22 protein-coding genes are annotated in these 26,085 nt (G+C 45.9%); 12 read left to right on the forward strand and 10 right to left on the reverse strand.

What is annotated here, in order from left to right; translation table 11 throughout:
• The first annotated feature begins 14 nt into the window (after positions 1–14).
• The 5 genes from dtd to AB4Y93_RS10275 all read left to right on the forward strand — a co-directional run bounded on the left by dtd (position 15) and on the right by AB4Y93_RS10275 (position 5,644).
• Positions 15–458: a D-aminoacyl-tRNA deacylase gene (gene dtd / locus AB4Y93_RS10255; RefSeq protein ID WP_441891488.1), complete on the forward strand. Its 444-nt coding sequence runs from the start codon at positions 15–17 to the stop codon at positions 456–458.
• Positions 459–556: 98 nt separating this feature from the next.
• On the forward strand, positions 557–724 hold the full coding sequence (locus AB4Y93_RS10260; RefSeq protein WP_175532852.1) for a hypothetical protein: 168 nt from the start codon (positions 557–559) through the stop codon (positions 722–724).
• A 1,064-nt stretch (positions 725–1,788) separates the two neighbouring features.
• Complete coding sequence (hisS, locus tag AB4Y93_RS10265; RefSeq protein WP_441891491.1) at positions 1,789–3,039, forward strand: histidine--tRNA ligase; 1,251 nt, start codon at positions 1,789–1,791, stop codon at positions 3,037–3,039.
• Positions 3,040–3,064: 25 nt separating this feature from the next.
• On the forward strand, positions 3,065–4,867 hold the full coding sequence (gene aspS, locus AB4Y93_RS10270) for an aspartate--tRNA ligase (RefSeq protein WP_441891493.1): 1,803 nt from the start codon (positions 3,065–3,067) through the stop codon (positions 4,865–4,867).
• Between the two features lie 21 nt (positions 4,868–4,888).
• A complete protein-coding gene (locus AB4Y93_RS10275) occupies positions 4,889–5,644 on the forward strand; it encodes a tRNA threonylcarbamoyladenosine dehydratase (RefSeq protein WP_441891495.1) in 756 nt (251 codons plus the stop codon).
• A 276-nt stretch (positions 5,645–5,920) separates the two neighbouring features.
• On the opposite strand, the gene AB4Y93_RS10280 is transcribed toward AB4Y93_RS10275, so the two are convergent.
• From AB4Y93_RS10280 to AB4Y93_RS10290, 3 genes are all read right to left on the reverse strand, one after another.
• On the reverse strand, positions 5,921–9,202 hold the full coding sequence (locus tag AB4Y93_RS10280; protein ID WP_441891497.1) for an EAL domain-containing protein: 3,282 nt from the start codon (positions 9,200–9,202) through the stop codon (positions 5,921–5,923).
• Positions 9,203–9,384: 182 nt separating this feature from the next.
• The gene (locus AB4Y93_RS10285) at positions 9,385–10,878 is read right to left on the reverse strand and encodes a methyl-accepting chemotaxis protein (protein ID WP_441891499.1); all 1,494 of its coding nucleotides are present in this window, start codon (positions 10,876–10,878) and stop codon (positions 9,385–9,387) included.
• A 30-nt stretch (positions 10,879–10,908) separates the two neighbouring features.
• On the reverse strand, positions 10,909–11,475 hold the full coding sequence (locus AB4Y93_RS10290) for a GNAT family N-acetyltransferase (protein ID WP_441891501.1): 567 nt from the start codon (positions 11,473–11,475) through the stop codon (positions 10,909–10,911).
• 276 nt (positions 11,476–11,751) lie between these two features.
• On the opposite strand from AB4Y93_RS10290, the gene AB4Y93_RS10295 reads away from it, so the two are divergent.
• Positions 11,752–13,062 (forward strand): replication-associated recombination protein A, encoded by a 1,311-nt coding sequence (locus AB4Y93_RS10295; protein WP_441891503.1) that lies wholly within the window; start codon positions 11,752–11,754, stop codon positions 13,060–13,062.
• 44 nt (positions 13,063–13,106) lie between these two features.
• Here the strand turns inward: AB4Y93_RS10295 and AB4Y93_RS10300 are convergent, their stop codons facing one another.
• The 4 genes from AB4Y93_RS10300 to AB4Y93_RS10315 all read right to left on the reverse strand — a co-directional run bounded on the left by AB4Y93_RS10300 (position 13,107) and on the right by AB4Y93_RS10315 (position 17,612).
• Positions 13,107–14,375 carry a GHKL domain-containing protein gene (locus AB4Y93_RS10300; protein ID WP_441891505.1) on the reverse strand — a complete coding sequence of 423 codons (1,269 nt, stop codon included), beginning with the start codon at positions 14,373–14,375 and terminating at the stop codon, positions 13,107–13,109.
• Between the two features lie 376 nt (positions 14,376–14,751).
• The gene (locus tag AB4Y93_RS10305; protein WP_441891507.1) at positions 14,752–15,564 is read right to left on the reverse strand and encodes an ABC transporter ATP-binding protein; all 813 of its coding nucleotides are present in this window, start codon (positions 15,562–15,564) and stop codon (positions 14,752–14,754) included.
• A 21-nt stretch (positions 15,565–15,585) separates the two neighbouring features.
• Entirely contained in the window at positions 15,586–16,629 is a 1,044-nt protein-coding gene (locus AB4Y93_RS10310) for a FecCD family ABC transporter permease (protein ID WP_441891509.1), read from the reverse strand.
• Positions 16,626–17,612, reverse strand: coding sequence for a FecCD family ABC transporter permease (locus tag AB4Y93_RS10315; RefSeq protein ID WP_441891511.1), 987 nt, complete (start codon positions 17,610–17,612; stop codon positions 16,626–16,628). The genes AB4Y93_RS10310 and AB4Y93_RS10315 overlap by 4 nt, the downstream gene beginning before the upstream one ends.
• A gap of 189 nt (positions 17,613–17,801) precedes the next feature.
• Between AB4Y93_RS10315 and AB4Y93_RS10320 the strand changes: the two genes are divergently transcribed.
• Positions 17,802–18,815, forward strand: a complete 1,014-nt coding sequence (locus tag AB4Y93_RS10320; RefSeq protein ID WP_441891513.1) for an ABC transporter substrate-binding protein — start codon at positions 17,802–17,804, stop codon at positions 18,813–18,815.
• Between the two features lie 82 nt (positions 18,816–18,897).
• On the opposite strand, the gene AB4Y93_RS10325 is transcribed toward AB4Y93_RS10320, so the two are convergent.
• A complete protein-coding gene (locus tag AB4Y93_RS10325; RefSeq protein ID WP_441891515.1) occupies positions 18,898–19,986 on the reverse strand; it encodes a copper resistance D family protein in 1,089 nt (362 codons plus the stop codon).
• Positions 19,983–20,579 (reverse strand): copper resistance protein CopC, encoded by a 597-nt coding sequence (locus AB4Y93_RS10330; protein ID WP_441891517.1) that lies wholly within the window; start codon positions 20,577–20,579, stop codon positions 19,983–19,985. Before AB4Y93_RS10330 ends, AB4Y93_RS10325 begins: the two co-directional genes overlap by 4 nt.
• A gap of 299 nt (positions 20,580–20,878) precedes the next feature.
• Here AB4Y93_RS10330 and AB4Y93_RS10335 point away from each other — a divergent pair, with 299 nt between their 5' ends.
• Positions 20,879–22,243 carry a hemolysin family protein gene (locus tag AB4Y93_RS10335; RefSeq protein WP_441891628.1) on the forward strand — a complete coding sequence of 455 codons (1,365 nt, stop codon included), beginning with the start codon at positions 20,879–20,881 and terminating at the stop codon, positions 22,241–22,243.
• 40 nt (positions 22,244–22,283) lie between these two features.
• Here the strand turns inward: AB4Y93_RS10335 and mnmA are convergent, their stop codons facing one another.
• A complete protein-coding gene (mnmA, locus tag AB4Y93_RS10340; RefSeq protein ID WP_441891519.1) occupies positions 22,284–23,417 on the reverse strand; it encodes a tRNA 2-thiouridine(34) synthase MnmA in 1,134 nt (377 codons plus the stop codon).
• Positions 23,418–23,656: 239 nt separating this feature from the next.
• On the opposite strand from mnmA, the gene cymR reads away from it, so the two are divergent.
• Genes cymR through AB4Y93_RS10360 form a run of 4 tightly spaced genes read left to right on the forward strand, consistent with a single transcriptional unit; the run spans position 23,657 to position 26,007 of the window.
• Entirely contained in the window at positions 23,657–24,076 is a 420-nt protein-coding gene (cymR, locus tag AB4Y93_RS10345; protein WP_441891521.1) for a cysteine metabolism transcriptional regulator CymR, read from the forward strand.
• Between the two features lie 12 nt (positions 24,077–24,088).
• Positions 24,089–25,243 (forward strand): cysteine desulfurase family protein, encoded by a 1,155-nt coding sequence (locus AB4Y93_RS10350; RefSeq protein WP_441891523.1) that lies wholly within the window; start codon positions 24,089–24,091, stop codon positions 25,241–25,243.
• Between the two features lie 17 nt (positions 25,244–25,260).
• The gene (locus tag AB4Y93_RS10355) at positions 25,261–25,806 is read left to right on the forward strand and encodes a PRC-barrel domain-containing protein (RefSeq protein WP_441891525.1); all 546 of its coding nucleotides are present in this window, start codon (positions 25,261–25,263) and stop codon (positions 25,804–25,806) included.
• Positions 25,807–25,809: 3 nt separating this feature from the next.
• The gene (locus AB4Y93_RS10360) at positions 25,810–26,007 is read left to right on the forward strand and encodes a hypothetical protein (protein WP_015845916.1); all 198 of its coding nucleotides are present in this window, start codon (positions 25,810–25,812) and stop codon (positions 26,005–26,007) included.
• Positions 26,008–26,085: the final 78 nt, after the last annotated feature.

Raw genomic sequence — 26,085 nt, forward strand, 5'->3', positions numbered from 1 at the left:
GAGGTTTACAAGCAGTGAAGGTTGTTGTACAGCGAAGCAAGCAGGCAAGTGTAACGATTGACGGAGAAGTAGCTGGCGTGATTGATCACGGCCTCGTGCTTCTCGTCGGCATTACGCATGAAGATACAGAAGAAGATATCCGCTGGATGGCGGATAAGGTAGCGGGTCTCCGTATCTTCGAAGACGAGAATGAGAAAATGAACTTCTCCGTCGTTGATGTAGGCGGCCAGATTCTTTCTATCTCGCAGTTTACTTTATACGGTGACAGCCGGAAGGGCAGACGTCCGAACTTTATGGCAGCAGCACGTCCTGAGCAAGCTGAGCCGTTGTATGACAGGTTTAACGAACTGCTTCGCAGCGCAGGTCTTGTCGTTGAGACTGGCCGTTTCGGAGCTATGATGGATGTGGCTCTTGTGAATTCAGGGCCTGTAACACTTATTCTTGACAGTAAACAATAAACAGCGGGTTATATTGGTGATGGCTGGCAACAATAGATATGAGCAGGTCGCTTGGCTTAAAGCGATCTCGAGTATCAGTTGTTAGAAGGAGCTAAGTCATGCATCAATCCCGCAAAGAACAAGGTATGGAGCGATCCTCAAGAAGGCTCCTCCATACGGACCGCCGTGAAGCGCTCCTGATGTCCAGACTGGAAGAGCAGGTGGAAACGGCAGAGGAATTCCTCGCCTTCCCTTCGAACCGGCGTGAGCCTGGCGGACGTATGTAGGGAGTGAAGAAAAGGCTATCTCGTAAGTCATGCGATGCTCGGAGATACTATGTGCTTTGTAAAAGGTTTGGACCTCCGATCGCTGTTGTTCCAGATTTCTTGATTACAACTGGCTAAAGCGGTTGAAATCCGGGAACAAAGGCGAATACTAGAGCTTTCTGAAAGAAAGCTGCTTCGGAAGCATTTGCTTTGTTTCTCCAGCTCAAACCTTTTACTCCGCACATTGTCTCCTCACAGAGCAAATGCTTCCTTAAAGATACCGCCTATTCTTTTTGAAAAGTAATGGTAATTGAAGCTATACAGGAAGAATCCTGTATAGCTTTTTTTATTTCCGTGGGAAGCTAGCTTTTAATCTAACACTACAAGTTACACAATTTTCGGGAATGTTCGCAAATGAACCGCTTTCTATTTTGTAATATTACTGTAATCAGATTATAACGGTTTTTTAACATCGCTATCCTATAATAAATCTCGACCCCCTTTTTAAAATATAATTTATGGACCTGCGACGATGGCTGCAGGTTTTTTTTTGTCCAAATAGACTATACTAGAGAAATGAGATCGACTATTGACTATTGACTTTCCTTGTCGTCACATATAAAATTAAAACTCAGTATACAAATTTTGATTCGTTGATGGAATACAGTAATCCCGTACACGTACCCAGAGAGAGACGCCAAGGCTGCAAGCGTCTTTATGGTGACAGGATGAACAGACCTTCCGGAGAACAGACGGTGAACCGATGATTATTCATTGCGATTAATCATTGCGACTAGCCGACCTGCGTGTAACGGGCGTTAACCGTTAATGAGCGGACAGTATGTCCGGAATATGGGTGGCACCACGGGAGATCAACAACTCTCGTCCCTAACGATTAGCCTTTAACGGCATGTCGTTAGGGGCGGGAGTTTTTTTGTTTTATCTAGGTTGGTTAGTACGGTTAAGGTTTATGCTTACGAAGTAAGAATTACCGCCAAAAGACGCGATAATTCTTTTAAGCTTTATGCTTACGAAGTAAGAATTATCGCCAAAAGACGCGATAATTCTTTTAAGGAGGGGTTACAATGGCTTTTCAGAAACCACCGGGCACACAAGATATATTGCCTGGAGCAGTCGAACGCTGGCAGTATGCGGAGCAGAAAGCGCGTGATATTTGCCGACGCTTTAATTTCCGTGAAATTAGAACGCCGATCTTTGAATCAACAGAGCTGTTTCAACGGGGCGTTGGCGAGACGACGGATATCGTAGAGAAAGAAATGTACACCTTCACAGACCGCGGTAATCGCAGCGTTACGCTGCGTCCAGAAGGTACAGCTGGTGTTGTCCGCTCTTATGTAGAGAACAAGTTGTACGGCGAGCCGGACGTATCTAAGCTGTATTATATCGGACCCATGTTCCGTTATGAGCGTCAGCAAGCAGGCCGTTACCGTCAGTTCCATCAATTTGGGATTGAAGCGCTTGGTTCTGTCGATCCCGCAATTGATGCTGAAGTGATTGCACTCGGCTACACCTTCTACACAGAGGTTGGGCTGAAAGGTGTGCGCGTCGAGATTAACTCGGTTGGTACACCGGAAGTGCGTGCAGCCTTCCGTGAGAAGCTGCTTGCTTTCCTTACGCCTAAGCGTGAGCTGCTCTGTAAGGACTGTCAGTCCCGTATGGAGCGTAATCCACTTCGTGTACTCGATTGCAAGGTAGACCAAGCACACTTCGAAGGTGCGCCTTCGATTCTGGACAGCTTGGATGAGGAATGTAATACCCACTTTGACAAAGTAAAAACCTATTTGTCTGATATGGGCATTCCATTCTCCATAAATCCAAGACTTGTTCGTGGCTTGGATTATTACACCCATACCGCTTTCGAATACAAAGCGGAAGGGATTGGCGCGATTGATACAATCGGCGGCGGCGGCCGGTATAACGGCCTTGTAGCCGAAATCGGCGGACCGGATCAGCCGGGCGTTGGTCTAGGTCTTGGTCTGGAGCGGACGATTATGCTGCTCGAACATCAACAAACGGAGCTTGCTAACGCACACCAGGTTGATGTGTATGTAGTGGCTTTGGGTGAAGCAGCTGAGCGGGAAGTGACAAGACTCGTCTACGAGCTTCGTTCTTCCGGTATCCGTGCGGAACGTGATTACTTGGGCCGTAAGATGAAAGCTCAGATGAAATCGGCTGATCGTTTGCAAGCACGCTTCACGGCTATTCTCGGCGATGATGAGCTCACTCGCGGTGAAATTGCACTGAAGGAAATGGCAACAGGGGAGCAGCGCTTTGTAGCACTTACAAGCCTAGCCTCCGAATTGAAATCTATCTAATTATAAAAGGGGAGTTACATCCATTATGATGCTGAAAACTCATCAATGCGGTACATTAACAAAAGCCAACATTGGCGAAGAAGTAACACTGAACGGCTGGGTACAACGTCGTCGTGACCTTGGCGGTGTACTGTTCATCGACCTTCGTGACCGTACAGGTATTGTTCAAACGGTATTTAACCCTGACTTCTCCGGCGAAGCGCTTGCGATTGCTGACCGCGCTCGTAACGAGTACGTTCTTGCTGTTAAAGGGACAGTTGTAGAGCGTGATGCTGAAACAGTTAACAAAAACCTGGCAACAGGCGAAATCGAAATCCGTGTGACGGAAATCGAAGTCATGAACGCAGCTAAGACGCCTCCATTCCCAATCGAAGACGGCGTTGAAGTAGACGAATCGCTTCGTCTGAAATACCGTTACCTTGACCTGCGTCGTCCAGAAATGCAAAAAACGCTCTTGCTCCGTTCGAAAGCAGCGAAAATATTCCGCGACTTCCTTGACGGCGAAGGCTTCATCGATGTTGAAACACCAATCTTGACGAAAAGCACGCCGGAAGGCGCTCGTGATTACCTGGTACCAAGCCGTGTTCACGAAGGTGAGTTCTTCGCATTGCCGCAATCGCCGCAAATCTTCAAGCAATTGCTGATGGTCGGCGGTATCGAGCGTTACTACCAAATCGCTCGCTGCTTCCGTGACGAAGACCTTCGTGCAGACCGTCAACCGGAATTCACGCAAGTCGACATCGAGACTTCGTTCTTGACACAGGATCAATTGCTCGGCATGCTGGAGCAGCTTATTGTTCGTCTGTTCCGTGAAACGATCAACGTAGAAATCGAGCTTCCGATCCAACGTATCACTTATGCTGATGCAATGAACAAATACGGTTCTGACAAACCGGATCTTCGTTTCGGTATGGAAATTGAGGATATTACGGATATCGTTGCATCAAGCGATGTTAAAGTGTTCGCAAGTGTTGCAGCTGGCGGCGGCGTCGTGAAGGCGTTCAATGCAAAAGGCTGCGGCCATTGGAGCCGTAAAGAGCTTGACGATCTGCAGCCGTTTGCTGCTCGTTATGGCGGTAAAGGTCTGGCTTGGATCACGGTTAAAGAAGGCGAGTGGAAAGGTCCAATCGTTAAATTCTTGAAGCCTGAAGAAATTGCAGCTTTGACAGAGCGCCTGAACGTTGAAGAAGGCGATTTGCTCACATTCTCCGCTGATAAAAGCAAAGTGGTTGCAGACGTACTTGGCAACCTTCGTCTGAAAGTTGGCCGTGAGCTTGGTCTGATTGATGATTCCAAGTTCAAATTCGTATGGGTAGTTGACTTCCCTATGTTGGAGTGGGACGAAGAAGCGAAACGTTATGTAGCGGTGCATCATCCGTTTACACGTCCGAAAGACGAAGACTTGCACCTGTTCGATACAGATCCAGGCCAAATCCGTGCACAAGCATACGATATCGTTCTGAACGGCTACGAAGTAGGCGGCGGTTCGATGCGTATCTACAAACGTGATGTACAAGAGAAAATGTTCAAAGCTCTTGGCTTCTCGATGGAAGAAGCACATGAGAAGTTTGGCTTCCTGCTGGATGCATTTGACTATGGTACGCCTCCACATGGTGGTGTAGCATTTGGCTTTGACCGTCTCGTGATGCTGCTGACAGGCCGTACGAACCTGCGTGAGACGATTGCATTCCCGAAAACAGCAAGTGCAACCGACCTGTTGTGCGATGCACCATCTACAGTCGAGCTGTCGCAGCTTGAGCAGCTTCATATCCGTACTGTGCTGAAGCCGAAACCAGAAGCAGCTGCTGCTGGTAACAAGCAAGCTTAATTAGGGAGGCGGCAATTGACTATGCTGCATCAATTTTCTCGTACAGAGCTTGCGATCGGCCCGGAAGGGCTTAAAGCGATGAAAGGGAGTACCGTCGCCGTGCTTGGCATTGGCGGCGTAGGCTCCATCGCGGCTGAGGCGCTTGCCCGTACCGGCGTAGGACGCATCATCCTCATTGATAAGGATGTTGTAGATATTACGAATGTAAACCGTCAGATTCATGCGCTCATCACTACTGTTGGACAACCAAAAGCAGATCTGATGCGCGACCGGATTAAACTGATTAATCCGGATTGCGATGTCATCTCGCTGCGGATGTTTTATACAGAAGAGACGTATGAGCAGCTGTTTGCTTATCCACTTGATTATGTTGTGGATGCATCGGATACGATTTCCTACAAAATCCATTTGATTAAGCAATGCCTGGAGCGGAAGATTCCGATTATCTCCAGCATGGGTGCAGCGAACAAAATGGATCCAACGAAGTTCGCCGTTGTGGACATCTCGAAGACGCATACGGACCCGATCGCACGCGTCGTACGCACGAAGCTGCGCAAGGAGGGCATCAAGAAGGGCGTGAAGGTTGTCTTCTCGTCCGAACTGCCTAACAAGCCACGTGAGGACGTTACACAGCGCATTGTGCCGGAGAATGCTCCGGAGATCCGCAAAGCGCAGCAACCGCCAGCCAGTAATGCCTTTGTTCCGCCTGTGGCGGGACTGATTATGGTGAGTGTTGTGGTGAAGGATCTTTTGGCGTCGCATGATATTGTAGTGTAAGAGAGGGCCGTCTTTGGGGCGGCCTTTTTTGTTTTGTATAGGATGACGTCATTACAGGAAAGTATCCTCTTACGGCTGCTGTTGGAATCGTGATTTTTTGAATAATGTTCTAATGTGAATTCACGATTCCAAAGGCAGACGCTGTCGCTCCTCCAGACGATACTTTCCTTCCAATCCTTAGCCCCATACCTAATCCCAAATCAGGGCAAAGCCCAAAGATCCTTCGTGGGGGGACAGAAAAAACCGCAAGCGGATATGGCGCTTGCGGTTTGCTGTTTAGTGAGAGTGGCGGTGGACGGAAAAAGTTTTTAAATAATGAATGCTATCTTCTTTTATGAAGTTGCAGCCGGGGACAAGATGGTCTTTTTTTAGCTGGGTGGATAATTCGTGAAGGGTCCGAGTTAAGGATGATCTTTCATGCTCGTTGATCTGGAACTCGACGCCGTACTGAAAAATACCGGATTCTAGTTCCTTTAACCAAACGACTTTACCGTACAATCGAATGGTTTTATGTATGATCTGTGTCTCGAGTTCTAAGAGTATGCCAGGATGTACGGCAAGCTGGATGGAAGATAGGAATCTTAATCCTCCGGCGCCTATATTCTCTATGACGATTTCCGTTTTTCCAAGCTCAATACTTTTTCCGTTTATCTCGATTACGGTCATTAATGCGCTTAGAGGGTAATGAAAACTCACTCTATAATATTGTCGTCTATTTTCAAAAGCTGCAGCTACATCATTTAAGATGGGTATATAACCTTGCTTTAAAATTTCAGCAAACTCTACCGCTTGGACAGGTTTACTAAATAAGTAACCTTGTACAACATCACATTGTAATTGTTTAAGAAGATATAACTGTTCCTCCGTTTCAACACCTTCCGCAATAACCGACATATTCATATGCTGGGCTAACTGAATGATCATATGGATAATGGCGTTGTCATCATTTCCTGGATGCATGTCGTGAATGAAGGACTTATCGATTTTCAGCGTGTTAATTTTTTGTCTGAACCTTTTTAAATAAGAGAGAGAAGAATAACCAGTGCCAAAATCATCAAGAGAGATTTTTACACCTAGTTTATTAAGAGCATCCAGTGTTGTCATAACCGCATCTTCGTTCTCCAGAAGGGAACTTTCCGTTATTTCCACCTCTAAATATTGAGGATCCAGACCAGTTTCACGAAGAACAAGTTGAATGGAATCGGCCATATCCATAAATAAAAAGCGTTTGGCTGTTACATTAATCGAGATCGGAATAGCCGGTAGACCGGCTTGCTGCCACTCTTTATTTTGCCGGCATGCCGTTAGCTTCACCCAGCTGCTAAGTGCCGCACTTAATCCTGTTTCCTCTGATAAAGGAATAAATTCATTAGGAGAGATCATCCCCCATTCGGGATGATTCCACCTGATCAAGGCCTCAGCACCAACAATCTCCCCAGTATACACATTTACCTTGGGCTGATAGTAGAGCTCTAATTCATTACGCTGTATTGCCTTTCGGAGATCCCTCTCTAAGGTGAAGATTTTGTATGTCTGTATATTCATCGATGATGTAAAGATCTGAACGTTGTTTTTGCCCAAATCTTTAGCGCGATAAAGCGCAGAATCCGCATTTTTCATCAGGGTCAGACTATCACCCCCATCGTTAGGGTATACACCGATCCCGATACTAGTTGTAATGTAGAGCTCATACTCATCGATCTTTAGTGGTTCCTTCATGGCTTCAATGATCCGTTTTGCAACCTCTATCGCATTGTTGTTATCCTCAATATGAGGGAGGATGATGGTGAACTCGTCACCGCCCATTCTGGCGACGATATCATTGTCTCTGACCTGCTGCTGTAAACGATGGGAGATAGCAACTAACAGCTGATCCCCAACAACATGACCTAAAGAATCATTTATGTATTTAAATCGGTCCATATCCAGATACATGACAGCGAATTTTGACTGTGCGGACTTGGATGATTGCAGCGTTTCTTTAAGCATCTCTTCAAACTTTCTTCGATTAGGGAGCCGGGTTAAAGCATCGTGATAGGCTAGAAAAGCATTCATTTCTTCCGCTTTTTTTCTCTCGGTTACATCAAGTAATGTACCTATTATGGCAGACGTGCCTTGATAGAAAATGGGATTGGAGTACAGCTCAACGTCGATAACTTCTCCATCCATCTTCACTAACCGCATAAAATGATGAATGGCCTCATTTTCGTTTATTATTTTTTTTATATTTTGTTTAACAATTTCTTTGTCTTCAGGATAAATGACGCTCAGAACATCCATTCCGATAATAGCCTCATTGTACCCCAGCAAATCAATAAGATGAGGATTAGCATAGGCAATGAGGTTATTCTGAATGATATATACGCCTACAATTGATTTCTCCACCAGACTACGGTATTTCGATTCCGCTTCAACTAAGGCATGTTCAGCTTGTTTTTTTGTGGTTATATCCTTTGCAATGGAATAGATACCAATCGTAAGGTTATCAATCATAATCGGGAGTTTTGTGATACTCAAATAGACGAAATGGCCAAGCTTATGCTGACTAATGAGTTCATAGTTTTGAACTTCGCCTAGCACGGTTTGATTGAAATGATAATGGGCTTTATCCAGATCCTGATTGGAAATGAGCTGCTCATAATGCGATTCCACTAGTTCATCCCGGGTATAACCTAATATTTTCTCCAGTGCCGAATTGCAATCGATAAAATTCCCATTCAAATCAAAGTAGGAGATCACATCAGGGTTTTGTTCAAAAAGCGATTTATATCTTTGTTGGTTAATATGAAGTAATCGCCTGTTTCTTGTCTCGTCGGATATGCCATGGCTTATTCCAATGATGCCCGTGATTTTCTCATGAAGAAAGATCGGGAATAAGGTAGTCATCACATCAATGCTTTGACCGTTTTTATGTACAATAGCGATAGGGAAAGAAAGGGTTTCCCCTGCAAGGACTCTTTGATTATAGATAGTTGCTTGATCGAGCTCATCGGGCTTAATAAACTGACTAAAGTGGATATGTTCGTGCTTCTCATAGCCAGTCATTGTGACAGCCGCTTCATTCACATCGAGGATGTTGCCCTGCAAATCAATAATAAATGCTGCGCTGAACATATTTTTTAACAACGATATATAACGCTGCTCGATTAGCTTGATGTCCGAGAGGTCCTTTGCAATGGCATAAAATCCGTCATTTGTATCGTTATTCCTTCTTGGAAGAGCGGTCACGGTTAATTCAATGAATTGGCCGCCTGATTTATGAAGAACACTGATTTCAAAGATTTGAATTTCACCATTTAATAATTTATAAAAATGTTCTCTCGCTCTTTGCCATTGGTTGTCAGGTAAAAGGGAAGCATAGGTTAATGGCTTGAACTCGTCAAGGGAGTAACCTAATGTATTGGTGAATGCCTGGTTAGCCTCAATCAGCCGTCCATTACGATCGAACAACAGGAAAATGTCTGACTGATGATCAAATAAGGATGTGTTAAACAAATCGGAGATGAGCGGTGCTTGATTTTTATTTTTCTTCAAGAAATCCAGTTTAAATAAACTCATGTGAATACCTCGCTTACCCACAACTTTGATGTTGAATCATTATATCAAAATTTTGCATTTTTTTGTTAGATTGTTATGTGAAGTCATTAATGGAGGGGTCTTCTATATTAGCCTTGTTAAATGGAAAAACCCGCAAGCGGACATAAGATGTCACTTGCGGGTTTTTAAATGAAATTAGATGACTATTTGGCCGTCTGTTTAGGCTCGACGAGATCTTTGAGCTCAGAGATGAGTACATCGATCTGGGCGTAACCTTCGACGAGATGGCTGATCTTGACGTCCTGATTTTCCATGCTGGCACATACCTCTTCGACGGAGGCCATGTTCTGCTCGGTAATAGCAGCCATTCCAGTCATTTCATCCGAGATGGAAGAGTATTGCTCATACAGCTGCTTGGAAGAGTCGCCGACCGTATCGGATTGCTGCTTCACTTGCTCGGTATTGCCGTTAATTCGCTTAATGATACTTTCAACCTTTTGTGAAGCCTGATAGCTTGTATCTACAGCTTTCTGACCCAGATGGACCTGCTCGCTTACAGCTGAGATAGAAGTATGGATGGTACCAAGGATGCTCGTAATCTCGCCTGCTGCAAGGCTTGCGTTATCTGCGAGCTTGCGGACTTCGCCGGCTACAACTGCGAAGCCGCGGCCATGCTCTCCGGCTCTTGCTGCTTCAATCGCTGCATTGAGGGATAGGAGATTTGTCTGCTCGGAAATTTCCCGAATGGAGCCTACAATCGAGCTTACTTTCTCATTTTGATCGATTAATTGCTCCATTAAAGCTACGGTTTGCGAAATAATCGCTTGAACACTATGTACATCTGTCGTTAAAGTTTGAATCAGATCATTGCCTTCCACGGTCAGCAGAGCCGTATCGGCAGAGTATTGCTGCAATTGTGTGGAACCTTCACGAAGCTGGGAAACGGCTGTTTCAATCGTATGAGCGGAGTCACTCACGTTAAGAACCATACTGGTTTGTTTCTCTATGGAAGCAGACATTTCAGCGAAGGTAGTTGTGACTTCACGCGAGATCTGGCTGGTTGATTCAACCGTACCTTTTTGCTCGCTGCTGAATTCACCAAGAATGAGTATCATTGACTTCAGCTTCTCAACAACCTTATCTGTCAGCTCCTTAGATTCGAGAGCATCACGTCGTTCGGCCGTAACATTTGCCTGCAGGCTTTGGCTGAATTTGGCGGAGAAAGAGAGAGCGACAGTAGCAAAGATCAAGTATAAGAACAAATACAACAAGGAATCATCCGGGAAAAGCTGCTTCTGGAGATCAGGATCCAGGAAAATATAAGTGCTGACACCCATACTCAGCACACCGGTAAAGATGATAGGCTTATAGTCAGCGTATAAGGTCATGACAGCAATATTTACGTAGACAAGGAAATAGGTACTTATAATCGGATGTGGATCGGATACAATCAGCAGCACGGTTAATGCCGTTAGAATGATGGGTACGACATACATAATGTATTCAACCAAAATCCGTTTGTAGGTCATGATGGTAGCGAGGCCGCAGCTGATTAAACCCACGACGGCAAGTAGCAATATCATGTCAGTGCCAAGTCCTGCTCCTAGATCGGCGAGTAGACCAAGCGCTAGCAGTCCCCATAAAATTTTTACAAATAATCGATTCCTTTTGTCGAGCACGATCTGATCTCTGGTCATATGCTTGATCTCAACCTTTACTAATTGGTTTTATAATGCAGGCATGGCTCTGTTATCAGAGCTGTTTTGATAGGTCAGCCAATCGTATTGCTTTTTATTTTGGTAGATGTGCTCCATATCGAACAGGACAGGAATAACATCATCCCCTTTGTAAAATTGCTTGCCGCCTACCTTCTCCATCGGAATATGGAACGTAATTCGAAGGGCACGGTAAAAGACAGGCTCCAAGAGTGAGATAAAATAACGGAAATTATACTTCTCGGCACAATAAACGGCTGACGATAATAAATCCGAGATTGGCTGTTGTCCCCGAAAATGTTGTAAAATAGCGATTTTATCGATTTCCGCTACGCGGGTAGGATCGTCGATAATTTTAGGATGATGACGGAAAGGAGCGACCGATTCGATCTCGTTATGTCCGAGCAGGTATGGCTTGATCTCTGATGTTCCGACATATTTTCCATCATCGGACACAGCAAGAAATCTTTCGACTACCTGGTTGGTGTACTCGAGTTCATAGCCTTTCTCTTCCCATACAGATACCCAAATGCTGTTGAACATCGCTAATTCCCACTCGCTCTTCACAGATTTGAACAAAATACAACTCTCCTTATCCCTTTCTCTGTCTAATGTTTTATATATATTTATAAGTTCCCTCTCATGCTTGTAATTCGTTATATACGGTATTACAAAGGAAAAATATTCCTAGCACTTTATATCGGCAGTTTATTGGTAAATTATTATAGTAATACGTGCGAAATAACTAAATTTTTTATTGTTAATATGGCAACAGTCCCATTTGTGAATGGTGGCGAACGTATGTGCGAGTGTGCTATCATCGTAGTAATGTGGTTAAAAAGGTTGTGACGACGGATGGACTTATTTTCTTATCAAGAAGCGGAGACGCCGCGGGCAAGATTGCTTGCCGACCGGATGCGGCCAGAGACGCTGGATGACTATATTGGGCAAGAGCATATTGTTGGAGCGGGGAAGCTGCTGAGAAGAGCGATTGAGGGAGACCAAGTATCGTCGATCTTGCTGTACGGCCCTCCAGGCTGCGGGAAGACGACGCTTGCGAATATCATCTCGAAGCGTACGGCAGGAGAGTTCGTAAAGCTGAACGCGGTAGACGCCTCGGTAAAAGATGTACGTGAAGTTATTGAGTCAGCCAAGACGAATAAGTTGATGTATGGAAAAAAAACGATTCTATTTCTCGATGAGGTTCATCGATTTAACACTTCCAGGCAGGACGCCCTTCTGCCGGCGGTAGAGCAGGGCATTATTATTTTTATTGGAGCAACAACGGAAAATCCGTTCCATCATGTGAATGGAGCGCTGCTGTCTCGTTCTACCTTGTTCCAACTGGAACCTCTGAATGAAAAGCATGCTTTAGAGGCCATGAAGCGGGCGCTTACAGACAAGAACCGCGGCCTAGGCTTTATGATGCTGCATGCGGAGGAAGAGGCGCTTGAACATATTGCTTCTATGGCAGGCGGTGACATCCGTCGTGCACTAAATGCGCTTGAGCTTGCAGCTGTCACGACACCTTCTGAGCCGGATGGTTCAGTCCGGATTACGATGGAGGTCGCACAGGAATCGATCAGGAAACCAACCGTCCGTGCGGACATGTCCACGCAATATGATGTTCTGTCCGCTTACCATAAGAGCATACGTGGCTCAAGCGACGCTGCTTTGTTCTGGTTCTTGTATGCGGTAGAGAAGCTAGGAATGGATCCGATGACCTTCCTGCGCAGGCTTATTGTGGCTTGCAGCGAAGATATCGGCCTTGCTAATCCGCAGGCGATGGTGCAGGCGGTGACGGCGATGGATGCTTATCATAAGATTGGTTGGCCAGAGGCCAAATATAATATCACTCAGGCCATTTTGTTTGCCGTCGAAAGTCCAAAATCTAATGCGGCAGCGATAGCAATCGGCAAAGCGATGGCGGCCATTGAAGGAGCCGGCAATGCAGAGGTACCACTTCATCTGCGTGATACGCATTACAAAGGCGCTCAGCAGCTTGGTCATGAAGGGTACAAGTACCCGCATGATTATCCGGGCCATTACGTGAAGCAGCAGTATTTGCCGGACACCGTAGAGGGCATAACCATTTACAAAGCGACCGAGCAGGGGATGGAGGGCAAGATCCGCCAGAACCAGGAGCTTCGGAAGCGTCAGAAATAACAACAAAGAGGACCTCCGCTTATTGGGAGGTCCTCTTTGTTGTCTTAGAGCGTAATTTGAATACTTATCTCTTCATTCTCGTACTTAAATTGAATTTCCCCATGATACTTATTAACGGTTCTTCTAATAATCATGAGGCCATGTCCGCGGAGTGCATCCGGATTTTCTTTGGACGTATATCCGTCTTTGTAGAACAGACATTTTTGCTGCTTCGACGTCAGCACAGCGGGATTGTTCACGGTAAATACATATTGCGAGCCTGTCGTCTTGGCCGTAATATGGATCTTCCTAGCTCGTTCACCTGGATAGGCTTCAGTTGCTTCTATCGCGTTATCCAACAGGTTGGACAAAATTTTCACCAGATCCATTGACTCAATTCGGCTGTATTCTTCGGGTTCGGTATCGAAATGAAGCTCGATGCCTTTGGATTGCGCAAGCTCCCACTTACTCTGGAACAGAATCAGGACTACCGGATTGTTAATCCTGAGGGATAACTCCAGGGCTCTAGATTCTGCTGCCAATTGCTTGAGATAATCTGCTGCTCTGTCGTATTTCTTCAGCGTTAACAAGCCGTGAAGCACTTGGAAATGATTCATCAGATCATGCCGACTCGACTTGATGGAGCTCATCACCTTACTCATCTCGGACATATACATCAATTCCGATTCATGCAGTTCCTGTTTCACGCTGTTTCTATGCCATTTTCTTAAAGTGAAGAAGACGAGCAGCAGTAAGACAGCAAATAAGATATCTATTGTGAATATAATCTTGTTGCTGTTTATAACCTCTTCACTGATGGATTCCAACTGGCTGGCATCAATATCAATGGCCAGAACGCCAAGCTGTTTGCCTGATTCATTGTAGAGCGGAACTCCAACCGATAGATATACCCCATGAGACGCGTCTTTTATAATGTCTGTATAATAGACACGTCCATCTTTGGCCTGCTGTACTTGTTTGGGAGGCACAGTACAAGGTAATCCAATAGTAAACGAACCTGTATTCTCTGGAGTTGCTGACGCCATTACTTTAGCCACATCGCTGTCATCTAATAACAACGTATAGACATATAAAGCGTTGATCCGTTTGCGGTATCGTTCGAGATACTTATTTATTTGTTCGTAATTGGAATCATGTTGTTTCGTCTCCAGAAACTTCTCATACGAATCCGTATCTAATCCTTTAGCGATCGTGTGCGCAATCGTAATATACTGCTTAGCTAATGTAGTTTGAGTTGCCTTTTCCGTTGAATAATAAGATAAAGCAAGCTTCGCGCATGTTAATATGGCTATTATTATAAAAGAAGTAGTCAAAAATATAATTTGCCTTCGAGAATTCATTTCGACAGTCCTTTTCAGAGATAGATTGCTATTATGATTTACATATTTTGTATCTTCAAAATAGTCCAATCTTCATTATTCATGAAAACAACATGCACATCAACCCTTAATTGCTAGAAAAAATATGGAACGAGAAAAAGGACTTCACGATGGAAGTCCTTTTTCTTGTGTTGTCTTATTCTTTTCTTTTCTTTTTTCATAAGTGAATAGTGCGCAGGGTAAAGGTATGTCTCCTTGAAGAGCGAAGCGCCCGCCTTTGTTCTCCCTTTTCCACATTTCAAATGTGAGATCAAGAAACGGGAGAACAACAGCGGCTGTAAGGAGATATACCTGTCCATGGCATAGCAATTCACTTCCTACCCGTCGCTACTTCACTTTTTTTCTTCCGCCCATGGGGCACAATCATAGGCGTCCCGTACAATGGATCCTTGATTACATCACATTTCAAATGGAACACTTCTTCAATCATCGAAGCATCTACAATATCCGAAGGCGCGCCTTGCGCGTAGATAGCACCATTTTTTACGGCTGCAATATGATCGGCATAACGGCAGGCCAAGTTGATATCATGCAGAACCATGACAATTGTCCGACCTTCCTGCTCATTCATCTCTTGCAGGAGGTCCAGCACCTCGATCTGATGCGTAAGGTCCAAGTAGGTCGTTGGCTCGTCGAGTAAAATAATGCCCGTCTGCTGCGCGAGTGTCATCGCGATCCACGCCCGCTGGCGCTGGCCGCCTGACAGGGAGGAGACAGAGCGTTCTGCAAGCTCTTCAATCCCTGTTGCACGCAAGGCGGATTGCACGGCTGCTTCATCTTCCTTCGACCATTGCTGCAGCCAGCTTTGATAAGGATAACGTCCCTGCTTGACGAGCTGGAGTACGGTTAAGCCTTCCGGCGCGATAGGGCCTTGCGGTAGCAGGGATAACTGCTTAGCAGCCGCTTTGGCAGGGATCGCTGACAAGTCTTTACCGTTTAGGGTCACTTCGCCATTGGTTGGCTTAAGTAATTTGGATAAAGCGCGAAGCAGTGTCGACTTGCCGCATCCATTACTTCCAATCAGGACGGTTATTTTCCCATCGGGAATTGCTATATTTAAATGTTCAAAGATGTACGCTCCACCATAAGAAAGGGCGATCCCTTTCGCTTCAAGAATGCTCATGGTTGTCTTCCTCCAGCTTCATTATTGGTTGCGATGGCGGTATAACATGTATAGAAAGAATGGTGCACCAATGGCCGCGGTGAATACGCCAGCCGGAATATCAAGCGGAGCAAATACGGTCCGCGCCACCAAATCGGATACGAGCAAGATAATGGCACCAAGTAGTGCACTGACCGGCAGTAAACCGCCAAAGGAAGAGCCGACTAGCTTACGCGCCATATGCGGAGCCATAAGCCCTATGAATGCAATCGCACCGCCAATAGCGATGGCCGCTCCAGCAAGAGATACGCTTAGAAGGAGTAAAATAAGCCGGTGCTTCTGAACATTCGCCCCAGCGCTTCCAGCGACGTCGTCGCCAAGCGCCTGTACATTTACATGACGGGCCATCAGCCAGGTTGCAGGGAGCAATACGATCAGCCAAGGGAGTAGGGTGTATACATCCTTTTCCCAAGAGGAGCCGTAGATGCTTCCCGTCATAAAGGTCATCGCCCGGTTCGCCAGAAAATAAGGGCTGGCAATAATAAACATATAAGAGATGGATTTAAAGGCAGCGGATAATCCGGTACCGATGAGCACCATCCTTAATGGGGAAGCGCCTTTTTTCCAAGATAATAAATAAAGAATAACCGTAACGGCATAGGCGCCAAGAATAGCAGCAACAGGCATCCAATGGACGGAGACATGACCGCCTAAGAAAAAGAGAAACAGCACGGTGCCAAGAGAAGCACCTTCTGTAATTCCCGTCACATCCGGAGAGGCCAGGGGGTTACGGATCAGACCTTGAAGGACGGCACCTGCTGAGGCTAGGGCAGCACCAACGAGCAAGGCAATTACAATACGTGGAAGACGCAGCTTTAACACGATGACATCATGCATAGCACTTCCTTTGCCAATGATTGATTTAATGACATCAATTGGAGCGATGAACTGGCTGCCGATCCCCGTGCTAAGAATAGCAGCTGCTATACAAAGCAAGAACAAGATAAGAGCAGTCCATAAGGCTTTATGTTCCAGAAGATAGGACAGCTTAGGCTTATCCCATCGGAAAGTTTTATATTTGCTCATGTTGTCTGTCTTCCTTTCCGAGCGATATAGACGAAGAAAGGTACTCCGATAACGGCTGTCATAACCCCGACTGGAACCTCTCTAGGCATGGCAATGTAACGGGAACCGATATCTGCGGCTACAAGCAATACGCCTCCAAGCACAGCGCTATATGGAATGATCCAGCGATAATCCGCGCCAACGAAATAACGGACAATATGAGGGATAATGATACCTATGAAAGCAATCGGGCCAGCAACGGCGACCGATGCTCCAGCGAGCAGAATAACGGCAATAGAAGCCATCCATTTTACATAAGCCGTACGTTGACCTAATGTTTGGGCAATATCATCTCCCATTCCAAGCACATTCAGGTGACGGGAGAGCACCATTGCGATGACAATTCCCACTGCCATGTATGGCAATACACTAACCAGCATATGCATGTCACGTCCTGCGACAGAGCCAACAAGCCAGACAAGCACCTGGTCGAACATTTTGCCGCTGGAGAGCATAAAGCCTTGCGTTAAAGAAGCAAAAAAAGCAGCAATGGAAGCGCCGGCTAGTGTGATTTTAATTGGTGTCATGCCGTCACGTCCCATACTGCCAAGAACAAAGACGATGGCACCGCTGATCGCTGCACCAAGCAAGGCCATAAGGGTGAGCGGCTGCATAGCGTTTATCCCCAGCCAGCCGGAGGCAACAACAACCATAAACGATGCTCCTGAGTTGACGCCAAATACGCTAGGAGAAGCGATCGGATTGCGAGTAACGACCTGCATGAGAGCACCAGCAACGGCGAGACTGGCACCAGCAGCCGCTGCAATAAGAGCACGAGGAACTCTTGCCGTATGAATGATCAACTGTTCTTGTATAGAAGATTGATAATGGAAGAGGGAGTCGAATACAGTTGCAATCGGAATATCAGTGACACCGAATGCGATACTGCAAATAATGGCTGCTCCAAGCAGCAGAAGGGATAAGAATAAACCTGTTAATCTCATAAGCTGTATGCAAACTCCTTTTTCACGGATAACGGCAAACGATTAATATGTACCTAGTGAAGTTTAATAGAGTGGTCAGGTCATGTCAATGAATATGATAATCGTTCTCAAAATTTTCATTGACTCTGGCAATGTTTTCTTTTATAGTGTTGCAAGTGAGAAATATTATCAATGGGAGGCACTACACTTATGTTTAAGACTAGAAAGAAAACAATCTGGCTGGCGCTCTGCACGATTATTATTGCAATACTCGCCGCAGGCTGTGGCTCTAATTCTAATAATAATGCCGGTTCTGAAGCTTCAAATAATAAGTCTGGTGCAAATGCAGAACAACCAGCTTCGAATGAAACTCGTGTTGTGAAGCATGCCATGGGCGAGACCGAAATTAAAGGCACACCACAGCGTGTAGTTGTACTTACAAATGAAGGGACTGAAGCCGTGCTTGCCCTTGGCGTAAAACCCGTTGGCGCAGTTAAATCCTTTACAGGTAATCCATGGTATGACCATATCGCAGCGGATATGGAAGGCGTTGAGGTTGTTGGCGAAGAAGGCCAGCCGAACCTGGAGCTGGTTGCGGGCCTCCAGCCGGATCTTATTATCGCGAATAAAATGAGACATGAAGAAATTTATGAGCAGTTGAAGGCTATTGCGCCAACGGTCGAGGCAGAAACACTGCGCGGCGCATGGAAGGATAATTTCAAGCTGTATGCCGAAGCACTTGGTAAAACAGAAGAAGGCAACAAGCTGATCGCTGATTTTGATGCACGTATTGAAGATTTTAAAGCACAAGCCGGAGATAAGCTGAAAGAAACGGTATCCTTCGTTCGCTTTATGGGCGGAAAAACACGGGTTTATCACACGGATACATTCTCGGGTGTTATCGCAGGCCAAATCGGACTTACTCGTAACGAGATGACACTGAATGCGAAAGAACAATTTGCTGATGAAATTACGAAGGAACGCCTGCCAGAAGCTGATGCAGACCGTATCTTCTACTTCACTTATGATACTGGTGACGGCAAAGGCTCAGCCCAAGAACAAGAATGGACAAATGATCCGATCTGGAAAGGTCTAAGCGCGATGAAAGAAGGCCATGTCTACCGTGTGGATGATGCGATCTGGAATACAGCCGGCGGTATTAAAGCAGCTAACCTGATGCTTGATCAGCTTGCTGAAATCTATGGAATCAAGCTTACGAAGTAATAAGTTCCACTAAGGAAAAAGAAGCTCCTAAACCACCAATACTGTGGGATAGGAGCTTCTTTTTTTATTTTCACTTTAGTTCTCATCCTTGAATACTGAACATAAGAGCAAAGTAGCCAAATATCGAAGTTAGCAGTCCCATTGCGAATGCGGGATACACTTTGTTATCCCTGTACATCCGAATGAGGCCCACCATCATGATGACAGCGGCAGCGAGCATAAGAATGCTGTCCAGGCCGATCGAAAGCTTTAACGTCAAATCAGGACTGAAATGTCCATTGTAGATGGTCGTAAACAGCTTTGATGGAGAGACCGATTGCAGCGTTTCCTTCACATTATGCGGAGGAGTCTGCTGACCTAATGCACCCGTAACGATAAACAGCAGCATGGCGATGATGCTTTCAGCTTTCAGCCAAGGCTTTGGATTAAAGCTGCTATCCTCATTAAGCTTTTTCCGGTAACCAAAGCCGTTTGTATAAGCAAATAACAACAGTGGTGCGATTAGCACATGTTTAAGCAGCAGCATCTGTCCGTACGGCAGCATCCAGGAGTTGACATACTGCGGTGTTGTAAAACTCATCAATATAATGCCTGCGATAAAAGTAATAAGCATGCAGCCTATCGCGAGCGGTGAGAACCAGCCTAGGAAAGCATCCCAATTGCGGCTGTCCTTCGAGAACCAGCTTACGGCCAATAATACGCCAATCCATGCTGTAACAGCAAGGAAATGGGCAGAGTGGACAAGCCAGCCCTTTGTGCCATAAAGCGATGAAGCGTGGCTTGCATAGCCAAGCCATAAGATGAGAAGGAACATAATGAACAAGCCGACCTTCGGCATATGTTTATCGTCACGGAAGGAACGAAGGCCAAGAAGAAAGGCAAGGCCAATCGATGCGACTGTCGACCAGATCCACGCTTTGCCATTGTTTAGCTCAAGCAGGATATTTTTTACCATTTCTCCATAAGGGATCTCCACATCTTTGGCAAACAATACGGCAGATTGATGGATCGGAACAAATTCCAGAATCGGAATGGCAATTGTACAAGCAAGCAGCAGTCCGGATGGAACTTGAACAAGCGGACGTCTATGCTCAGGAATAACTCGTAAAATAAACGTTCCAGTCAGAATGGCGAAGCATACGTACAGTAGAGCCTCGCTAACATAACTCATTTGCGGCGCCTCCGGATCAAGAAGAATACGGCCGCAACAACAACGACTCCAGCAATAATCCAAATATCAGTATTTGATTGGCTGTTTTTGCTGGCTGTATCATCTTCCGCCGTTGCAGAAGGAGCGGGGTCTTCCGATACAGTTGGTGATGCTGATGCATTCTCGTCAGGTGCTGTAGCCTCATTGGCGGCAGGTGATGGCGATTCTGTCGCCGTAGATGTTGCTTCTGGTGTAGGAGTTTCAGGCGCATTAACGGTAAAAGCATATTCACCATCAACCGCATGGCCGTCAGCACCGATAATGGTCCATTTAACCGTATAAGCGCCATTCTTTAACGGTTCGGCAATGCTGCTGCTCATTGTTGCCTCGTTGATTGTAATATCTTCTGTTGCTACTTGCTCACCAGTCTCATTGATGAGCTTGAACTTACTCAAATTTTCAATATTCGTGTTAAACGTCATGGAAATTTCAGTTGGAGAAGCTGTAACGGTCGCATCCTTTGCAGGCGTTGATTCACTGATTCTCGAGTGAGCCATAGCGACGCTTGGCAGAAGGAATAGGGCAGCTAAACAGATTAGTAGAATTCGTTTCATTATGTAGATCACCCTCATTTATTGGATTAATTGATGTCATTATAACAGATCGTCTGCAGCTTGCGGCTTTGCCTTTTTGAACAATATGAGAAGCTCTAATCTGATTAATTCTGCATAATGAGACATTCAATCCGAATAGACTGAATTACCGCAGCCTTAAGATTACAATAATTAAAGCAGCGGCTTGGATTAACCTGTAGTAGAAGTTAATTTCCTTTTCGAAGGAGGTGCGCCTGTCGTTGTGCAAGGCAAGATCGCACGGCTGGCAGGGGACATTATTGAGTGATCCGCTTCCGTTAATGCTGCAACTGGCGCTTATTTTGTTTTTGGTGCTCATGAATGGTCTGTTTGTTGCGGCGGAATTCGCCATGGTGAAGGTTCGAGGAACTCGAATCGAAACGCTGGCTGCAGAAGGCCACCTGCGGGCGAAGCTTGCTTCACACCTGACGGGCAATCTCGATGCTTATTTATCGGCATGCCAGCTGGGAATTACTCTGGCCTCGCTTGGTTTGGGCTGGATTGGCGAGCCTGCAGTCAAAAGGTTAATTGAACCTTGGTTTCATGCGCTTGGTTGGGGCAGCCCGGTATGGATCCATTCTATTTCCTTCGTTATTGCCTTCGTTTTTATCACGATTCTCCATATCGTCCTCGGTGAACTCGCCCCTAAAACAATCGCTATCCGTAAAGCGGAGGCGGTTACCTTGCTGACAGCAGCGCCTCTCGTTATGTTCCGCAAACTCATGTATCCCTTCATATGGGTATTAAACGGTCTTGCCAATCAGCTGTTGAAGCGGTTCGGCATTGAACCGGCATCCGAGCAGCATTTGGCTCATACGGAACAGGAGATCCGTATATTAATGAAAGAGAGCCACAAGAATGGACTGATCAATAATACAGAGCTGACGTTGGTTGATAATATTTTCGAATTTGCCGAGACTAATGCCCGTGAAATCATGATTCCCCGTACAGAGATGGTCTGTTTATATGTGAATCTAACCTTGGATGAGAATAAAGATATTGCGCTTAATGAAATGCATACGAGATATCCGGTTTGTGATAATGATAAGGATAATATTATCGGTTTCGTTCATATAAAAGATTTACTAAAGGATACGATGCATAGTCTGACGGATATCCGGCAAATTACTCGTCCGATCACAACCGTCCCAGATTCCATGCAGATCAGTAATCTGCTTATACTTATGCAGAAGAAAAAAGCACAAATTGCTATCCTTATCGACGAATACGGAGGGACATCCGGTCTTGTGACGCTTGAAGATATTATGGAGGAGATTGTAGGCGAGATCCAGGATGAGTTTGATGAAGAACGTGCGGAGATTGAGAAGCGGGATGAGACAACTTATTCGATCAGTGGCATGATGCTAATTGAGGAAGTGAATAGCTACTTCGGGCTTAATATTGAAAGCGACAATTACGATACGATAGGCGGATGGATCTATTCGCAGATCGAGATTCCTCCAAAGAATCAGCAGCGGATTGATTATGGGGAAGGGTACGTCTTCATTATTGAGGAGACGGATCATCTGCGAATTTCCCGTGTTATCGTACAAATGATAAATTTGCAAGTACAGCCCGAACATGGAAAAGAAACCCGGACGGCAGGTATTGGCTCGATATCTGCTGGTCGGCAGCATAAAACATAAATAAATCCCCTTGCGTTTGGCGCAAGGGGATTTATTATTCTTATTTCGCTAAAGCTTCAAAGGCTGCTTCATCAATCTTGTGAACGATATCAATCGTACCACCGCCGAGACATAGCTCTCCGTCATACAAAACAACAGCTTGACCAGGCGTAATCGCCTTTTGCGGTTTGTCGAAGACGATATCAGCTGTACCATCAGCATGGAGAGTAACACTAACGCCCTGATCCGGCTGGCGGTAACGGAATTTCGCGGTGCAGCGGAAGGTTGCATCCGGCTTGCCAGGAGCAATCCAGTTGATTCCACTTGCTGTAAGACCGGTCGAGTACATGCTTGGATGCGACTCGCCTTGCACGACATACAGAATATTACGATCCAGATCCTTGTCTGCTACGAACCATGGCTCGCCATTGCCGGAGCCGCCAATACCAAGTCCTTGACGCTGGCCTAGTGTGTAATACATTAAGCCGTCATGGCGGCCTTTCACTTCACCGGACCGGATGTCTACCATATCACCAGGACGTGCAGGCAAATAGTTGCTGAGGAATTCCTTGAAATTACGCTCGCCAATAAAGCAGACACCAGTGCTGTCTTTCTTCTTAGCTGTATAAAGACCAGCTTCCTCGGCAATTCGGCGAACTTCCGGCTTCGGAAGATGCCCGATCGGGAACATTGCTTTCTCAAGCTGCTTTTGATTCAACGCGCTTAAGAAATAGGTTTGGTCTTTATTGCTGTCAACACCACGCAGAAGCTTAGTCTCGCCGTCTGGTGTTCGTTCAACTCTGGCATAGTGGCCAGTTGCGAGATAATCCGCGCCAAGCTCATTCGCTTTCTTGAGAAAATCGCCGAATTTAATCTCACGGTTGCACATGACATCCGGATTAGGTGTCCGGCCGCGCTTGTATTCRTCGAGGAAATAAGTAAACACTTTATCGAAATATTGTTTCTCGAAGTTTACCGTATAATAAGGAATGCCGATCTGATCACAAACCCGGCGAACATCCTCAGCGTCCTCTTCCGCTGTACAATGCCCGAATTCATCGGTATCATCCCAGTTTTTCATAAATATGCCAACCACATCATAGCCTTGCTGCTTCAGCAGCAGAGCCGTAACGGAGGAATCAACCCCGCCGGACATTCCGACTACAACACGAGTCTCTTGAATTGATTTGACCATTTGCATGCACCGCCTTGTTCTTCACGCTTCTAAATGAAAGGGCAATTGCCCTTGTAAATACTTCGTACTATTGTAACATAGACGTAAAACTTTTTCATGAGAAGTCAATCCTTTTCTCGCAAGTCGCAATATGATGTGTTAACATAGATATAATATGGGAATACCCGTAATTAAACAAACGATATACTACACATACGTACAATCGAATGGAACAACTAACAATAGAGAGGTGCCCGAATATGAAAATATCGACGAAAGGCCGTTATGRCCTAACCATTATGATGGAGCTTGCGGGGAAATTTGGCGAAGGCCCGATTTCACTCAAGAGTATTGCCGAACGCAATCAACTGTCCGAGCACTACTTGGAGCAATTGGTTGCACCGCTTCGTAATGCTGGACTTGTTAAAAGTATTCGCGGCGCTTACGGCGGCTATATTTTATCGAAGGAGCCGGAGACAATTACTGCCGGCGACGTGATTCGTATATTGGAAGGTCCAATCTCTCCGGTTGATTTCACGGAAGAGGATGATCCAGCTAAACGTGATTTGTGGCTTCGGATTCGTGATAGTATCGCAAGTGTGCTTGATTCAACAACGCTCGCTGATTTGGTGACTTATCAGGCTGCAGGTGTTGACGACAGCTATATGTTCTATATTTAATGAGGGATTCGTATGAAAAAATATTATTTTGACCATGCAGCTACAACGCCGATGCATCCAGATGTGGCGGCAGCCATGCTAGAGGTGATGACGGGTGCCGGCGGCAACCCGTCCAGTATGCATGCCTTCGGGCGTGAGGCTAAGCATAAGGTGAATCGGGCTAGAGATGGGATCGCAGCAGCACTTGGCTGCAAGCCCTCGGAGATTGTCTTCACCTCCGGCGGTACGGAAAGTGATAATGCAGCTATTATCGGTGTGGCAGCGGCGATGAAGAAAAAGGGCAAAAATCATATCATTACATCGAAAGCCGAGCATCATGCGGTGCTTCATACTTGTGAAGCGTTAGCCGAAACCGGTTATGAAGTCACCTATCTTCCAGTCGACCACACCGGTCGTGTCTCTGTTGAAGAAGTGGCTGCAGCTATTAGACCACATACGGCACTGATCAGCATCATGCATGGCAACAATGAAGTAGGTACACTGCAGCCAATCGAAGAGATTGGTGCAATCGCTCATGACCATGGCGTGTTGTTTCATGTAGATGCCGTGCAGGCTTTTGGTACGGCTCAATACCGGTTATCTGAGATGCCGGTTGATTTGATGAGCTTTTCCGCACATAAGATTAACGGTCCTCAAGGCGTAGGGGCTTTATATATCGCTAATGGAACACCATTTGAGCCAATTGCACACGGAGGATCACAAGAGCGAAAGCGGAGAGCAGGGACGGAGAACGTCGCTGGCATCATCGGTTTCGCTAAAGCTGTTGAAATTTGTGTGAACAATCGTGAAAACAAGCAACTTTTGTTGGACAAGCTGCGTAAAGAGTGGGTAGAACAGCTTAAGAATAAGCTTAAAGGAACAGAAATCGTTGTGAACGGGAATGCCGAGCATCATTTGCCGCAAATTGCGAATATCAGTTTTATGGGGATCGATACCGAAACAATGCTGATGAACCTCGACATGGAAGGGATTGCTTCATCCAGCGGTTCCGCTTGTACGTCGGGTTCATTGGAACGATCGCATGTACTGAAGGCAATGGCTCTCTCGAAGGAACGTTTGAATTCTGCTGTACGATTCAGCTTCGGTTTGGGGAATACTGTGGAGGAACTGGAAGACGCTGCACGTAAAATCGCGACAATCGTGGAGCGTATCCGTACCAACCAATAGGGGGCCCTTGAAGCGCCATGATCAAACTCCAGCAATTAATCGGACTGCCAGTGCTTGTTATTCATTCCGGCAAACATGTCGGCAACGTAAAAGATGCTTGGTTCGATGAACATTGGCGATTGATTGGTCTGATCGTAGAGAGCGCAAAATGGTTTTCGTCATCTGTGAAAATCGTGGAGTGGGCAGAAGTATTAACCTGCGGCGAGGATGCCGTATTTATCTCCAGAGAATCTGCTATTCAATCGGTTAAGCCCAAGCAGATCGGGAGATCTTTTGACACCGGTGTGGTCAAACTGAAGGAATTGCCTATCGTTACCGTGCAAGGAATACAGCTTGGTCGCGTATCGGATGTTTATTTTTACCCATTTCAGGGTACACAAATAGTAGGCTATGAGCTTACGGATGGTTTTATATCGGATCTGATGGAAGGGCGTAAATGGCTCAAAGCCCCGGAGGATCCGGATGCCGTGCTGCTCGGGGAAGACGCGATTATCGTTCCTGCTGTCAGTGAAGCGGAATTGGAGCCTGTCGCAGCTTCCAATTCGACATATAGGGAGAAATGAAAGATGATGAGATGTCCCAATTGCAATTCGAAGGATATTGGTAAGATCGGTTCCCATCAGTTTTACTGCTGGGGCTGCTTTATAGAGCTGACAGTGAACGGTGAGAAGATGTCGGTCTATCAAGTTGAAGAGGACGGAACACTTAGTTCGCTCGACGATTTATTCTTCGAGGAGGAAATGCCGCAAATTCAAATTAATTAGCGGCTTCATAATGTTATTACTTCAGGACGGCGTATGCCGTCCTTTTTGCCGTGTTTTTCTCTTTCATGGATGAAATGG

Source organism: Paenibacillus sp. YAF4_2, from assembly GCF_052113225.1.
Classification (GTDB): domain Bacteria; phylum Bacillota; class Bacilli; order Paenibacillales; family Paenibacillaceae; genus Pristimantibacillus.